This window comes from Vibrio sp. HS-50-1 (assembly GCF_024747315.1).
GTDB classification, from domain to species: domain Bacteria; phylum Pseudomonadota; class Gammaproteobacteria; order Enterobacterales; family Vibrionaceae; genus Vibrio; species Vibrio diabolicus.
The window spans coordinates 333409-348403 of sequence record NZ_JAMPZF010000004.1; the positions used below are offsets into that span (position 1 = coordinate 333409).

The 14995-nt window shown below is 46.7% G+C and carries 15 protein-coding genes; 11 read left to right on the forward strand and 4 right to left on the reverse strand.

The window, feature by feature from the left end; all coding sequences use genetic code 11:
- Nucleotides 1-56: 56 nt before the first annotated feature.
- From NDJ01_RS04620 to NDJ01_RS04630, 3 genes are all read left to right on the forward strand, one after another.
- Entirely contained in the window at nt 57-1952 is a 1896-nt protein-coding gene (locus NDJ01_RS04620) for an ATP-binding protein (protein ID WP_258586340.1), read from the forward strand.
- A 100-nt stretch (nt 1953-2052) separates the two neighbouring features.
- Nucleotides 2053-2262, forward strand: coding sequence for a DUF3283 family protein (locus NDJ01_RS04625; protein ID WP_005374484.1), 210 nt, complete (start codon nt 2053-2055; stop codon nt 2260-2262).
- A gap of 135 nt (nt 2263-2397) precedes the next feature.
- Complete coding sequence (locus NDJ01_RS04630) at nt 2398-3114, forward strand: YebC/PmpR family DNA-binding transcriptional regulator (protein ID WP_005392082.1); 717 nt, start codon at nt 2398-2400, stop codon at nt 3112-3114.
- Nucleotides 3115-3187: 73 nt separating this feature from the next.
- Here the strand turns inward: NDJ01_RS04630 and rodA are convergent, their stop codons facing one another.
- Nucleotides 3188-4270: a rod shape-determining protein RodA gene (gene rodA, locus NDJ01_RS04635; protein ID WP_046875633.1), complete on the reverse strand. Its 1083-nt coding sequence runs from the start codon at nt 4268-4270 to the stop codon at nt 3188-3190.
- A gap of 407 nt (nt 4271-4677) precedes the next feature.
- Between rodA and NDJ01_RS04640 the strand changes: the two genes are divergently transcribed.
- The 8 genes from NDJ01_RS04640 to NDJ01_RS04675 all read left to right on the forward strand — a co-directional run bounded on the left by NDJ01_RS04640 (nt 4678) and on the right by NDJ01_RS04675 (nt 12014).
- A complete protein-coding gene (locus NDJ01_RS04640; RefSeq protein ID WP_006740910.1) occupies nt 4678-5346 on the forward strand; it encodes a hypothetical protein in 669 nt (222 codons plus the stop codon).
- A 9-nt stretch (nt 5347-5355) separates the two neighbouring features.
- The gene (locus NDJ01_RS04645) at nt 5356-6054 is read left to right on the forward strand and encodes an ABC transporter ATP-binding protein (RefSeq protein WP_176319884.1); all 699 of its coding nucleotides are present in this window, start codon (nt 5356-5358) and stop codon (nt 6052-6054) included.
- Nucleotides 6042-7310 (forward strand): ABC transporter permease, encoded by a 1269-nt coding sequence (locus tag NDJ01_RS04650; protein WP_074190271.1) that lies wholly within the window; start codon nt 6042-6044, stop codon nt 7308-7310. Before NDJ01_RS04645 ends, NDJ01_RS04650 begins: the two co-directional genes overlap by 13 nt.
- Complete coding sequence (locus NDJ01_RS04655; protein ID WP_258586341.1) at nt 7303-8088, forward strand: outer membrane lipoprotein-sorting protein; 786 nt, start codon at nt 7303-7305, stop codon at nt 8086-8088. The genes NDJ01_RS04650 and NDJ01_RS04655 overlap by 8 nt, the downstream gene beginning before the upstream one ends.
- Nucleotides 8089-8133: 45 nt before the next feature.
- Complete coding sequence (locus NDJ01_RS04660; protein WP_258586342.1) at nt 8134-9480, forward strand: hypothetical protein; 1347 nt, start codon at nt 8134-8136, stop codon at nt 9478-9480.
- A complete protein-coding gene (locus tag NDJ01_RS04665) occupies nt 9481-10503 on the forward strand; it encodes a sensor histidine kinase (protein ID WP_085342429.1) in 1023 nt (340 codons plus the stop codon).
- Between the two features lie 15 nt (nt 10504-10518).
- Nucleotides 10519-11310 carry a LytTR family DNA-binding domain-containing protein gene (locus NDJ01_RS04670; protein WP_258586343.1) on the forward strand — a complete coding sequence of 264 codons (792 nt, stop codon included), beginning with the start codon at nt 10519-10521 and terminating at the stop codon, nt 11308-11310.
- A gap of 68 nt (nt 11311-11378) precedes the next feature.
- A complete protein-coding gene (locus NDJ01_RS04675) occupies nt 11379-12014 on the forward strand; it encodes a DUF2268 domain-containing putative Zn-dependent protease (protein WP_046875626.1) in 636 nt (211 codons plus the stop codon).
- Between the two features lie 117 nt (nt 12015-12131).
- On the opposite strand, the gene NDJ01_RS04680 is transcribed toward NDJ01_RS04675, so the two are convergent.
- From NDJ01_RS04680 to NDJ01_RS04690, 3 genes are all read right to left on the reverse strand, one after another.
- Nucleotides 12132-12626, reverse strand: a complete 495-nt coding sequence (locus NDJ01_RS04680) for a peptidylprolyl isomerase (protein ID WP_020195057.1) — start codon at nt 12624-12626, stop codon at nt 12132-12134.
- A gap of 121 nt (nt 12627-12747) precedes the next feature.
- On the reverse strand, nt 12748-14409 hold the full coding sequence (locus tag NDJ01_RS04685) for a methyl-accepting chemotaxis protein (RefSeq protein ID WP_258586344.1): 1662 nt from the start codon (nt 14407-14409) through the stop codon (nt 12748-12750).
- Nucleotides 14410-14589: 180 nt separating this feature from the next.
- The gene (locus NDJ01_RS04690) at nt 14590-14976 is read right to left on the reverse strand and encodes a thiol-disulfide oxidoreductase DCC family protein (RefSeq protein ID WP_258586345.1); all 387 of its coding nucleotides are present in this window, start codon (nt 14974-14976) and stop codon (nt 14590-14592) included.
- Nucleotides 14977-14995: the final 19 nt, after the last annotated feature.

Below are 14995 nucleotides of genomic sequence, written 5' to 3' on the forward strand. Positions count from 1 at the left end.
TATTATTTACGCGTGGCTATATTTAGAGTAGCGCAAGTTTATCGGAGCGATTTCATATGGATGAAAAAGAGCGATCTCAACGTCGATTTAGTATCGGTAACCAACTTATGTTGGCGGTGCTAACGTTGAGTTTAATCTTTACCGTCATTATTTCCGCTGTGAGTTTATATCGAGTTTTTAACGAAGATGTAGCCCATTTGCACGTCGAGCTAAAGCAGGTCGAATCCAGTTACTTATCGAGCTTTTCTGCCAGCTTATGGGTGGAGGATAGGGAGCTGTTACTCACTCAGGCAGAGGGCGCAATGCGCATGCCCTCTGTGGATTATTTACGTATTGCTAATGAAGATGAAGTTATCATCGAACTGGGCACCGCTCTTTCTGAGGATGTCGTAGAAAGAAGTTGGCCGATGCAATATCGTGTTGGTGATAAAACCTATGATCTGGCGACATTGACTGTTCAGGCGGATCTGAGCTCGATTTATGAAGATCTTTGGCAACAATTTTTTTTCTTGCTCACGACAGAAGCGATCAAGATCCTATTGCTCATAATTGGCGTGCTTTGGGTTGCCTTCCGCCTCTTGGTCAACCCTCTCCAACTGCTTTCTGGCGCCGTGAGCGATTTTAGTGGCGGGAAGGTCCCAAGCAAAGTTACGCTCCCAAAGCGTTGGTGTTTTGATGAAGTGAGCGTGTTGGCGGAGAAATACAACCGAAGCGTTGAGAAAGTCCGTGAGCATCAGACTGAACTTGAAGAAGAAAGAGATAGAGCGGAAGTCGCCAACCGCAAAAAAAGTGAATTTCTTGCCACCATGAGCCATGAAATTCGAACACCGATGAATGGCATTATTGGTGTCGCTTCATTACTGGGTGACACCAAACTCGATCCTCAGCAAAAAGAGTTTGTAGAGATCATCGATAGTTCTTCTCACTCTTTAATGACGATCATCGACGATATTCTCGACTTTTCCAAAGTCGAAGCAGGTAAAGTCGAATTAGAAAATGCGAGTTATGATCTGCGCCGTATTTTGGATGATGTGATCAGCTTACATACCGTCAAAGCCAAGCAGAAGAATCTGCAATTGCTTAGCGATATTGATCCTCACTTGCCAGCGGAAGTGCAAGGCGATGCTGCGCGCTTAAAACAGGTATTGAACAATTTGTTGAGCAACGCGATCAAATTTACTGATCGTGGTCATGTGAAGCTTCTTGTTGAGTTAACACGTCAAGAGCATGATGTCGCCATGATTCGATTTCGCGTCGTTGATTCTGGCATTGGTATTGCGAAAGAGAACCAACAAGCGATCTTCGAACGTTTCCAACAAGCCGATGGCAGTACAACCAGAAAGTACGGTGGTACCGGCCTTGGTTTGGCGATTGGTGCTCAGTTGGTGAACTTAATGGGAGGAGAAATCCAGCTGACAAGTGAGTTGGGGCTTGGTAGTTGTTTTGAGTTTTCGATTCCAGTTGTAGTAAAAGCACGGTCTACCTACTCGGAACGACCTAATGTTTTGACGTTTCCAAAAGTTGAAGATAATGAAACCAGCCTCCAGCATGACAATCAACCTTGGGTATTGATTGTTGAAGATACCATCGTAAACCAGAAAGTCGTGCGTATTATGTTGGAAAAGCTCGGCGTTCGAGTGAGTGTCGCAAATCATGGTGAAGAAGCGCTTCAGCTATGTGAGAAGCAAGCTTTTGACTTGGTGTTTATGGATTGCCAAATGCCAGTGATGGATGGCTTCATTACTACTGAGCGTATTCGACAAATGGGAGAGTGGGGGAAACACGTTCCCATTATTGCGTTGAGTGCCAATGTTATTAAAGAAGATCAACAACATTGCTTTGACGTCGGTATGAATGAGTTTGTCGCCAAACCTGTGACCAAAGATCGGTTGCATCAAATATTCGAGCAGTTTTTACCAAAAGCGCTGAAAATCAGTGCGGGTCCCAAATAGTTAACTTGAAATTGATCAAGTTAAGTGCGTTTCTATTCTGCAATTGTAACTCTGTATGCTATAGTGCGCGGCTAGTATTTAAAGTACCTTGAGGCTGTAAATGTCGTTCAATCTATCCCTATTGCCGCCTGATGAAAAAAACAAAATCGAACTGGATAAACAAGCGTCGTTTTTGGTTTGGAAGCTCAGAGAGGCCAAATCTGGTCCTGAAGCAATAGAAGAACAGTTGTCCAAGATTAACGATGCTGATGAAAAAGCGTTTTTTCAGCAATCGGTCGAAAAGTACAAACGAGTAATGGGTGTCGCTTAACGCGAATCGTGACAACGGTATAAAACTATGTGGCGAATGAGGTAACCTCCCCATTCCTTTGCTAAGCGAAATTGAAAAGGTTTCGCTTTTTGCTAAAATCCTTCGCATTAAATTTGAATTTAGAGAGACATCCCGATGGGAAGAAGTTTTGAAGTGCGCAAAGCCTCTATGGCGAAAACTGCAGGCGCGAAAATTAAAGTTTATTCCAAATACGGTAAAGAAATTTACATGTGCGCGAAAAACGGCGGTAGTGACCCAGACATGAACTTGTCTCTTCGCCACCTGATCGCGAAAGCGAAAAAAGATCAGGTACCAGCGCACGTTATCGACAAAGCACTAGACAAAGCGAGTGGCGGCGGTGGTGAAGATTACCAACCAGCGCGCTACGAAGGCTTCGGCCCTGGCGGTACTAGTGTTATCGTTGACTGTCTGACCGATAACGGCAACCGTACTTTCCAAGATGTACGCCAATGCTTTGTTAAAGTTGGTGCGAAAATTGGTGTTGAGGGCTCCGTTTCTCACATGTTCGATCACCAAGCGGTATTCCAGTTCAAAGGCGACGATGATGAGATCATCCTAGAAACGCTAATGATGGAAGATGTGGACGTAACTGACGTTGAGCTAGAAGACGGAGTGATCACTGTATTCGCTCCTCATACGGAGTTCTTCAAGACGAAAACAGCGCTCAATGGTGCGTTCCCAGATCTAACGATCGATGTGGAAGAAATCACTTTCGTTCCTCAAACTCACACTCCAGTAGCGGGTGAAGATGCTGAGAAGTTCCAGAAATTCCTAGATCTTCTAGATGACTGTGACGACGTTCAGCAGGTTTACCACAACGCAGAGCTATAATTTCTTAGCTTCCACCGTTGTAAAAAGGCTTCCCGAGGGAAGCCTTTTTTGATCACACTCTTTGCTAGCAGCATTATGCGTTGCGATATTTGGAATAACACAGTGACATGATCACACCAAAGCAGATGCCTTGCGTCAGCATGGCCGTGCCGCCGTAACTAAAGAACGGCAAAGGGCTTCCCATTACTGGCAACAAGCCGCTCACCATACCTGTATTGATAAAAGCATACAGGAAAAAGCTCATCGCTAATGCGCCACTCACAAGCCGACTAAAAAAGTGGTCAGACTGACATGCAAGCAACATGACGCGCGCGGTAATAAACAAGTACAGTGCGAGCAAGACTAAACTACCAACAAAACCCCACTCCTCGGCATAAGTCGAAAAAATAAAGTCCGTATGACTCTCTGGAATAAAGCCAAGTGTTCCTTGCGTAGCATTCATCCAACCTTTGCCTTTCATTCCTCCTGAGCCTATCGCAATCAAAGATTGGATGATTTGGTAGCCCGAACCTAACGGATCCGACTCCGGGTGCAAGAACTGAGTAACGCGGCTTTTTTGATACGTTTCCATGACGAAGAACCACAAAATAGGCGCCAACGTTAATATACTCGCGACAAAGCCACCGATTATTTTCCAGCTCATGCCAGCTAAAAATAAAACGAATAAGGCGTAAATGACGGTAAAAACTGCACCGTCTAAATCCGGTTGTAGCGCGATTAACCCAGCAGGAATCATTGTGATGAGTAAGCAGAATGCGATTTTCCTACTATCTGGTCTGCCACCTTCAATATGTAGCATCCACGCGATCATGATTGGAATCGAGAGTTTGATTAGCTCCGAGGGTTGAAAGCGAAAAAAGCCAATATCGAGCCAACGTTGAGAGCCATTAGTGCTATCGCCAAACAAAGCGACAGCAAGTAGCAGCGCAACCGCAATAATGTAGAGATATGGAGCTGAGCGTTGATAGCTAGCGGCGGGAATCGATGACATGACCAATATACAAACCAAGGTCAGTCCGCAGCGTGCTAAATGCTTGAAGAGCATGGCCTCATTAAAGCCACTGGCACTCCAAAGTGTTAGTGTACTCAATAGCATGATCGGAATGATCGCCATCAGCAGTGGCAAATCGACCCTGGGGAAAAAACGCTTATTCATTTTCTACGACCTAATAACGCACCCAGTTCGAGCGCGAAAACAACCAGAACTCGAGAGTTCGAACTATTCCGATGCTAAGAATCCTATTTGGAAATAACAGACACCATGCAAAGGTGTGTATGAGAGGAGCGTCGATGTCGTCTGTTATGGGTAAGCTGCTTGGAAAGCTGTGGAATGGATAAATACACTAGACGCAGGTTTTAAGCCAGTATTTTTATTCCTATTGTGGTGAAAGACAGACGCTTACAAACAAGCTGGGATAAATGTTCTCTTTAAGGATGGAATGTCATTCATCGCAGCAAACACCCGTTCACTCCATATAAATGCCATTGGTCGCATGCAAAAGCAGCGTGCGATCTTCTCCATTAATCTGAAACCATCAAATCACGTTTAACTAAGGACAGTACATGATGGTTTCTCAATCTCGCTCAATCAAAGCTCTTAAACTGGCAAGTACGTTTATCGCCGCATTTGCACTTAGCAGCAATCTGGCTCTGGCTAACCCAAGCGAGCGCACACTCAGTCAATTCAACCAAGCGGCGCAAGGTGACTCTGGTTTGGTTGATACCGTTTACGGCGAACTATCCAAACAACTCGAAGAGCAGGGAGCAACGCCGGTGACCTTGGTGTATTTAGGCAGTGCTGAGACGTTGCAAGGTCGTGAGGCGTTTATGCCTTGGAACAAGATGAAGTTCACCGAGCGCGGTCTTGCCACAATCCAAAAGGGTTTGGATTTAATGGCGAATCAGCCAGTACCACTGCAAGAGCAACAACGTTTACAAGGCTTGCCGGAATACCAACTAGCCACCGCCATGGCAGCCACCACCTTTACTTCTCTACCTGACATGTTCAATCACTTTGAGCGTGGCTACGAGCTGTACCTTTCTCTGCTCGATGAACCGAGTTTTAGTCAGCAACCTTTTGCGGCAACGTCTTGGATTTATCGCTACGCCATTGAAGCGGCACTGCGCGCTGAAGACGTTCAACAAGCCAAAACATGGTTAGTGCAAATGGAGCAATTGGGCGACAGCAACCTAGAAACGCAAACCGCGAAAGCGCTGCTAGCCAAGTATTAGGGAGGCGTCATGATCGTTTTTAATCAACTTAGCCGCGAATACGCCCTTGGTAGCCAAACCGTACGTGCATTGCGAGACGTGTCTGGGGAAGTGTTTGCGGGAGAAATGGTGGCACTGTGTGGACCGTCTGGCTCAGGCAAAAGCACCTTACTTAACGTGCTTGGCATGCTGGATACTCAATACCAAGGTCAGGTGACATTTGCTGGCAGCCCATACCCAACCGGGCAAATGCAGGTTGCGAAAATGCGCCGTGAAAAGCTTGGCTTTGTGTTCCAAAAATTCAACCTTGTGCCTGTGATGACGGCATTGGAGAACGTGGCTTATCCGCTGCATCTCAACGGCTTTTCAAAAGCAGAACAAACCGAGCTCGCCACACAAATGTTAGAACACGTTGGCTTGGGCGAGTTTATTCATCACATGCCCGATAACCTATCAGGCGGTCAGCAACAACGCGTGGCAATTGCGCGCGCCTTAGTGCACAAACCAGCATTGGTGATTGCTGATGAGCCAACCGCAAGTCTTGATAGCCAAACTGCCAACAAGGTCATCGACATTATGAAAGGGCTCGGACACGAGCTAGGCACCACTTTTATCGTCGCCACTCACGACCCTCGCATGGCATCCCGTTGTGATCGCACCATTGAATTGGTGGATGGCAAAATTACCCAAACGCACGCAAGTGTGGAGGAAGTTTCATGGGCAAGCTAATTCCTGTTTCGGTTCGTCTTGCTTGGTTGAACCTGCAACGCAATCGCCGTCGCAGTTTGTTGTCGATGCTGATCATCGCTATTGCCGTGTTTGCGTTAACCAGTGCGGGCGGTTTTGGTCTGTACACCTATGACAGTTTGAAAGAATCGACAGCGCGTGACACGGGGCATCTGACGTTAACCACTCCGGGTTACTTCGCCAAAGAAGAAGAGATGCCGCTGAGTAACGGGTTAACTCATGCAGACGACATTACCAAGCAATTGATTGGCTTAAACGAAGTGCGAGGCGTGCAGCCACGAGTTGAGTTCAGTGGGTTGATTTCCAATGGTAACAAATCATCGATCTTTATCGGCATTGGTGTGAACGAGCGCGAATTCGATATGAAAGGACCGTTTTTGGATGTGCGCGAAGGGCAAACGCTGTCCAACATTCACGCATCGCGTTATGACCCTGCAGAGCCAGAGGTGATGCTCGGCGTTGATTTGGCGAACAACCTAAGCGTGCACGTTGGCGATTGGATTACCTTGCTGGCGACCACTACCGATGGCGCATTGAATGCGTATGACTTCAAAGTACGTGGCATCTACTCAACAGGCGTGCCTGAGCTTGATAAACGCCAGCTTTACGTACACATCAACAGCGCGCAATCGTTATTGAGCTCAGACAAAGTCAGCGCGCTATCGGTCTTCCTATTCGATACCAGTTTAACGAGCCAAGTCGAGCAACAAGTGGCTTCGGTTCTGATTAAGCAAAAACAGAACTTTGGAGATCAAGATATTGAGATTACACCTTGGCAAGAACGTGCGTTCTTCTATCTCAAAGTGAAAGATTTGTACGACCGTATTTTCGGCATCATGGGTGCAGTGATGGCGCTGGTGGTCTTTGTTGCGCTGTTCAACACCATGACCATGTCGGTCACCGAGCGTACACGTGAAATCGGCACCTTGTCAGCACTTGGTAGCTACCCTCGCGAAATCATTGCTGGGTTCTTGCGCGAAGCAGGGTTACTTGCGGTGATTGGCAGCTTAATTGGCGCTTTGTTCACTGCGCTAGTGACCGTCTTACTGATGGTCGTGGATGTGCAAATGCCGCCACCGCCAGGACGCACAGAAGGTTATCCATTGACGATTTACTTCTCTTGGGAGCTGGTGGCTGTCGCAGGATTCGCAGTATTGATGATTTGTTTGGTTGCGGCGTTTTTCTCGGCGCGCAAAGGGGTGAACAAGCCAATTACGGAGGCATTGATTTATGTTTAATTTCAAATCACTACTACCAATTGCACTGCTGACGGTAAGCGGCATGGCAAGCATGAATGCCAGTGCGAATGAAACGGCGTTAGATGCACAGCAAGTCGCGCAATTGATTGAAAAAGCCGACAGCTACCGCTTGCACGATGATTCCTCCAAAGTGGTGTCTCTGGTGCGCTTATATCAAGACCAAGAGTTAGATAAAACTCGCCTTTACCACGTGTACACACGCCCAAATCGTGAATCGCTGGTGGTATTCAAATCGGCGGTTGAAGCCGGGCAAAAGATGTTGATGATGGGCGACAACTATTGGCTACAAATGCCAAAGAGCCGCCGTCCGATTCGGATTACGCCAATGCAGAAGCTGCTTGGTGAAGCGTCTATCGGCGATATTTCAACTCTGACGTGGAGCCAAGATTATCAAGGTGAATGGACAGCGACAGAAACTGTTTCGGTGAACGGAGAAAGTGTCGCGGCTTATCACCTTGCTTTAACCGCGAAAACCAAAGGGGCGAGCTATCAGAAGATCGATTTATGGTTGTCTGAGCAAGATGCGTTTCCAATCAAAGCCGATCTCTACTTGCGCTCAGGCAAACTCGCCAAGCAAGCGCAATACGGACGTGCAAGCGACAACGGTGAAGACTACGTCAGTGAGATGACCTTGCTTGATAGCATTCAGCCGAGCAAAAAGACCGTTATCGAGTATCAAGAGATCGTGCCTTGGCAGCTGGATAACAAGTTCTACAACCCAAGCTATTTGCCGAAAGCCAATACGACTCAGCTTTAGCCTGAACTCCGTAAATAGAACCATGAAAACGAGCAAGGAAGTCACATGAAATCGCACCAGTCTAACCTTAACAAAAGCACCAGTTTGTTGCTTGCTGCCTCATTGTGTGTGGGCGCGTCAGCCCCTGCTTTTGCCAATGATGAGCTGAGTTTTGAGTGGGATTGGGCTGTCAGTTACGAAACTGCCAAGCAGCGTGACAGCGCATTTATGCAGGCGCAGGGCAGTTCTCGTGATTCACTTAATGCATTGCTGGATGTGCAGGTGAATTATCAGAACTTCAGTGGCTTGTTTGCTCTGTACAGCCAAGGTTTGTACCTCAATCAACAAGGTGAGAGTGAATGGTGGAGTGAAGCTGATAACCTATTGCTGATTAGAGAGCTGGCTTGGCTAGGGGAGTGGCAAGTCGGTGATACCACTCTTGATGTGAGTTTGGGTAAGTTGCGCGTGGATTGGGGCGTGGGTTATGGCTACCGACCTTTGGATCTGTTTAAGCCTTATCGACAAAACCCTGTTGGCTTAGTCGCAGAAGAAGGTGCGGGTGTGCTTTCACTTTCACACTATGATATGGCAGGCGAGTGGACGGTGATTGCGACGGATTCAAGCTGGGGGCAACAAGACCAAAGTGCACTTGATCAAGCCGCAGAGCAACAAGGTATTGGTATTCGTCGTTATGCGCTGGTGGGTGACACCGAGTATCAACTTATTGGTTATTACGATGATGTGCGCAGAGGTTTATTTGGCGCCAGTGTAATTGCGGTGTGGGATGAATCCATCGCAATGCACGGTTCCATGCTGTGGCAAAAGCAAAGTGTCGGCTATCAGTTTCAGCAGGATGATCTTTACCGACCCGTTTCGGTTGAGGAGCAGGGCAGCGCATTCCAAGCCTTAGTTGGATTGAACTGGGCAAACCAAGCCGGACACAATGTGATTGCTGAATATTGGTACGACAGCCGGGCATGGTCGAAAAGCGAGTGGCAACAAGCAATAGAGCGTGGTGAATTACTCTCTCAGATCCCTGAACCTAACAACTCTCTGTTGGCTAGCAGCGCTCTACTTGCGACAAGCTACGCCCAAGGGTTTCAGCATGCCAATATCGTTCAGCATAACGTAATGCTGCACTGGAGTTGGGATGTGGAAGCGTGGGCTGCATGGAACGGTAAAGCGGATATGGGTTGGCTAAGTGATGTAACCCCTACGTTGGATGTGATGTTGGCGCCACAAGATGGTGGTGTGATTGTCACGCAGTGGCTTAACTACCAATGGATTGATACCGGCGATCAAAGTGTAGAAGTGGAAGTTGCCGCACGCTTTTTAACCGGAGACGACCAATCTGCTTACGCACAAATCAATGATAAGCATATGATTGTATTTAATATCAAAGGGAAATTCTAAATGTATTCAGCTAAGTTAATGGTAGAAAGTGGATGGCTACGCAGTGTGGTTGTCACGACTTTATTCTGTTTGTTTATCTCGGTAATGACATTGTCTGTTTGGGGTGGTCCTTACTATGTACATGTATTGGTGAGCTTTGGTTTTGGTTACTCCGCCTTGTTCTTCTCTTGGTTAGTCGACAAGTTGTTTCCTAGCATCCCCCGTAGACTAGAAATTGCTTTGTCACTGACCGCCTGTTTGTTGTTTGGTGTCATTAATGCGCAGTTTTGGCTCGGTGAATACTTCGGTATTTCGGGCATGCTGCCAGTGTTGCTGATGGGCTTGTTATTCAGCGGCATGTGTTACTTTTATTTCCACTCACGAGAGAAAGAAGCGATTGCTCAGCGTGAATTAGAGAGTATCAAGCGTGAAAAGGCAGAGCAGGAACGTGCACTGTTGCTAAGTCAGCTTAAACAGATGCAAAGCCAGATTGAACCGCATTTCCTATTTAATACCTTGGCAAATATCAGCGCGTTGATGTCCCAGGACGTTGATAAGGCCAAGCAGATGTTGGATCAACTTACCGCACTATTACGTGCGACGCTAAAAAGCTCACGTGAAGAGCACACCACGATTGAGAATGAAATTGCCTTAATTGAAGCCTACTTGAGTATTCAGAAGATACGTCTGGATGGACGTCTAAGCTACAAAATTGAAGTAGAAGACGGTTTAGGAACAACAGAACTGCCACCGATGATGTTGCAACCTTTGGTGGAGAATGCCATTGTTCACGGTATTGAGCCAAAGCGAGAAGGCGGCGAACTCAGTTTACTCATCAAGCGCGAACAACAGAACTTGCAGATTGAAGTCAGAGACAATGGTGTTGGCTTAAATCATGTTAGTGGGCACATGGGCTCTGGCGTGGGTTTGAGTAATCTCAAGCAGCGAGTTGAAGCTTTGTTCGCAGGGCAAGGAGAGATTTCTATCAGTGAGTCTGCTCAGGGTGGCGTTTGTGTTCGCTTGACCTGGCCAATGGAATCGTAAGCAAGGAAGAAAGGAATGAATACAGGGTTTACTGCCATTATTGCTGATGATGAACCGCTATTGAGGCGTCATCTTGATAAAAGCCTAGCTGAAGTGTGGCCAGAGCTAGAGGTGATAGCCAAAGTCGCAGATGGTGAACAAGCGTTGCAAGCCATTGAGAAAAACCAACCTGACATTGCGTTTCTTGATATTCGTATGCCAGTTCTGGATGGCATGACACTAGCGCAAAAACTCAATCAACTCGCCAATCCACCTTTGATTGTGTTTGTTACCGCGTACGATGATTACGCCATCAAAGCCTTTGAACAAAATGCCGCCGATTATTTGCTCAAGCCTATCTCGGATGAGCGCCTCCTGACGACGTGTGAAAGAGTGAAAGCACGCCTTGATAAGCGAGAGCAAGAAAGCAGCAATGTGCAGATGAACAGCCTGTTAGAACAGTTACAACAATTATCCGCGCCTCAAACGCCGCAATATCTTCAGTGGATCAAAGCAACGCAAGGGGAAGATATTCATCTGATCGCCACGTCTGATGTGTTGTATTTCAAAGCGGAAGAAAAATACGTTTCTGTGTATGCCCAACAAGGACAAGGTAAAGTGCAGGAGTATTTGATTCGCACATCGTTGAAAGAGTTGATAGGGCAGCTTAACCCAGAACAGTTCTGGCAAGTGCACCGTTCAAGCGTGGTGCAAGTGTGCAAAATTAGCAAGGTAAACAAAGACTTTGCAGGCAGAATGTTTGTTCACGTTGGAGAAAACAAGCTCCCCGTGAGCCGTGCATCTCAAAGTTTGTTCAAAGGGATGTAATCGCTAGAACTGTTCACTCTTTACACTGTAAACTCGCTGCTCTTAACCCACATTATCAAGGAAGATAAATGAGTTATCGCGTAACCCTCTTAAATGCAACGGGAGAGTTGTCTCCACTCGCTGAGTATTTACATCAGAAACTTGATGATCTGAGCTCACAGCTTTCTAGTTACTTTGATTTAAGTAACGTCGACCTAACCGTTAGCCCGTTTGATCGCAATGACGTACCGCAGACGGGGATTGGTGGCTATTGCTTAAGCTCCTATCGTGTAGAGATTCTGCTTGATACCCAACGTGCTGATATTAAAAATGTTATTGAGAAAGAACTGGCTGCGGTGTTAGCGCATGAGTTGCATCACCTGTTCCGTATGCGAGCGGGAGAGAATGGCGCTGCGCTTGGTGATGTACTGATTATGGAAGGGTTAGCTTGTCATTTCGAACGTAAGGTGAATGGCGGCATCACACCGAGCTTGTTTGAGCAAATCAAAGATCAAGATTGGCGCCCTTTCTATGCTGAGATGAAAGACAAGTTGACCAGCTTAGATTACAACTTCGACGCTTACTTTCTTGGCAGTGATGAAAGTCGCTGGCCGAAATACATGGGGTATTGGGTTGGGTACAACCTTGTCGCTGAATATCTGGTGGACTTTCAAGGCTCTGAGCTTGATTTAGTCGGAGCAAAAGCCGAGCTTTTCTATCAATAACTCCGGCACAAGCCAAACTAATAGGCTGAGTTGTAAAAACAAAAAGCGCCTAAGTCATAAGACGTTAGGCGCTTTTATCGTTTTATAGTGACGACTTCTTCGAAGAGGCGAGTGTGCTTATTCGCTGATCGTCACCTTCTCAATAATGATTGGATCGCATGGCACATCATCATGACCAAGCTTAGAAGTTGTTTTCACTTTCGCGATGCGATTTACGACATCCATACCCGCGGTCACTTTACCAAATACCGCGTAACCCCAGCCTAGGTTGGTGGTTGCGGTGTGGTCTAGGAAATCGTTGTCTTCCAAGTTAATGAAAAACTGTGCCGTTGCAGAGTGCGGTGCATCGGTACGCGCCATTGCGATAGTGCCAACAAGGTTCTTTAGACCACGGTTTGCTTCGTTTGCGATTGGGGCACGCGTTGGCTTTTCTGCCATGTCTTCGGTGTGACCGCCACCTTGGATCATAAAGCCGTCGATAACGCGGTGGAAAATGGTGCCGTTGTAGAAGCCATCTTCACAGTATTTTTTAAAGTTCTTTGAGCTAACTGGCGCTCGTTCTAGGTTCAGTTCAATCTCGATATCACCGAAATTGGTGGTCATAATAATCATCTTGTTTGCCCCTGTGGGTGCTATTTTGGCGGCATTATAGCTAAGTCGCTTGAGGATAGCAGAAATAAAAACAGCGACGTTTTGGCATCGCTGTTTCTACTATTAAGTATGGTTAAGGAAGTTAAACCGTGAAGCGTCCCACCAAGTCGTACAGCTCGTTGGCTTTGTGATTGAGGTTTTGGCTGCCCGAGCGATTTTGATTGGCAAGGTGCGCCGATTGACTACTTTGCTGAGAAATGACTTCGATGCGTTGTGAAATCTCTTGTCCAACTTGGCTTTGCTCTTCGGTCGCGGTAGCGATCAGCGTGTTCATGTCCATGATATTCGCAATCGCTGCTTGAATATCTTGCAGCGCAACCGATGCAGCACGTGCTTCTTCTACTGTCGCTTCGCCACGTGCTTGGCTAGATTCCATCGCTTTTACTGCGGCATCCGATCCTGCTTTAAGTTGATCGATCATCTTGTGAATGTCACCTGTGCTGTCCTGAGTGCGGCTTGCAAGCTTACGCACTTCATCCGCGACAACTGCGAATCCGCGTCCTTGGTCGCCCGCTCGTGCCGCTTCAATGGCGGCATTTAGCGCAAGCAAGTTGGTTTGTTCAGCAATATCTTGGATGACTTCAAGTGAGGATGAGATGTTCTGCACGTCACTCTCTAGACGTGAAATTACAGTGCTTGCTTCAGAGACCTCATTCGCTAGGGCTTCAACGGAGTTAGCGGCGGAGTCCACGATGTGCTTCGCTTGTTGTGCGTTGTCATCGGCGTTTTTAGCGGAATCGGCGGCTTGGTTTGCATTGCCAGAGATCTCGTGAGCGGTGGCCGTCATTTCTGTCATTGCGGTCGCGACTTGTTCCGTTTCCTCACGTTGACCTGAAGCCAATTCATCCACTTGTGAGGCGCGTTGAGACATGTTGTTAGTTTCTGATACTACCTCTTGTCCGACATGGCTGACGCTCTTAATAATTCCTTGCAAGCTCTCAACGAAGATATTGAAGTTATGCGCGAGCTGCTTAAATTCTGGCACGCTAGATTCTTCCATACGCGCGGTTAAGTCGGCGTCACCTTGCGCGAAAGATTGGATTGAGCTGTCAAACTGTTCGATAGGGCGCATAATGCTACGGTTGACGAGTACGGCAAAAATGGCCACGACAACGACAATAGAGACACAAAACATAGCAATAGCGGCTAAGGTATTGTTTAGCTCATCGTTTGCTGTGTTTTCCATCTCTGTAATGATCGCATCGATATCATCAGTATAAAAACCTGTGCCAATCATAATATCCCACTTGGGAATGAACATGGAGTAGCTGAGTTTAGGTAATGCTTCGGTTTGCCCTAACTTAGGGAAGTAGTAGGTTGTGAAGTCACCCGTTTTGGCGTTTTTCAACAGGTCTTGGATCAGGTAGTTGCCTTTTTTGTCTTGAAGGTTATAGAAGTTTTCTCCAACCCCTTTGTTGTTTTTTCCGACAACAACACGCACGCCTTTTGAGTCGTACGCAAAAATATAACCTGATTGGCCGAACTCTAGCTCTTTGAGCACTGGAATAGCTTCTTGCAATGAGGCATTACGATCCAATAATGGTTTGAGTGCGGAATGAGCCATCTGCACATAGTTTTTCAGTTCCGCTTTCTTCATCGCCATCATCGTCGTGTGCGTATGATTGATTTGTTGTTGGTTGTAGGTACTGGTTTGGAGGTAGGTAAACCACATCATACCCAAAGCAATCGTTAACACGGGAATGATGGAAAGAATATAAAGTCGCTTTCTTATCGTTAGATTCATAGGTACTTCCTTACGTCTCGGCGCAGCGTTACAAACTGGTAAACTTCAATAGCTTTACCAAATAAAAGTATTAATAATTATTTTTGTACTGATTGCAGATTAACCGAGTTGGCGGGTGAGAAGTACAGGAAGTTGGTGATCGTGGACGAGAGAGACTCACATTTTTAAGCAGGATCACAATTAGCGAGAGCATTGGCCCGAGTTGCAGCGGGAGTTATCAGTAAGCCAGTATGAGACACGATACCTATTGTTGGCAAAGCGCAGGTAAAGCCAGTCTGCAATTGGCTTGAGTAATGGCCAACGTAGTGGTGCATATAGCCAACCTCGTCCGACCAACTGCCATGCTCGGTGAGTCACATCAAGACCAAGTATCAGTTCATTGTTGTCATTCAGCGCATGCAAAATCGTGTTGGCTTTTTGCGCGTCTATCTGTGGGTAATCAGAAAATTCATCGCTGTAGATATCGACGATTTTTATCGCTTGTTTTACATCTCGTCGCTTAAGTGCGTGCATTTCTTTGGCGCACAGTGGGCAAGTTCCGTCATAAAATATGGTGAGTTTTGTCATTGCGATCGTCTTACTTGAT